Annotated in this window: 1 protein-coding gene; it reads right to left on the bottom strand. The window is 43.3% G+C overall.

Going from position 1 to position 231, the window contains the following annotated elements; genetic code table 11:
* A partial coding sequence (locus JWG39_RS16360) for a hypothetical protein (protein WP_205220484.1) occupies positions 1-231 on the bottom strand: 231 nt, incomplete at both ends.

The following is a 231-nucleotide window of genomic DNA, read 5'->3' as shown; positions in this document are numbered from 1 at the left end:
CGTTCGAGAGTCACCTGCATCACCACCACTGACGGTGGTCCCGTTAATTATATCAATATTGCCACTATTGATACTCAAATTATAATCTGAGGTATTGTTGCCAAAAGGATCGACCTTGACGTAATAGATCTCTCCTGAGGTGAGATTATAGGATATAGATTCACTGGAACTTCCACTCGAATATGAGGAATGCGAAGAGGAGGAATCCAACCGTGATCCAGAGCTGCTCAA

Source organism: Desulforhopalus vacuolatus (assembly GCF_016918505.1).
Lineage (GTDB): Bacteria > Desulfobacterota > Desulfobulbia > Desulfobulbales > Desulfocapsaceae > Desulforhopalus > Desulforhopalus vacuolatus.
Note: the sequence above shows the minus strand (reverse complement) of the source record. Positions and strands in the feature narration are given on the sequence as shown.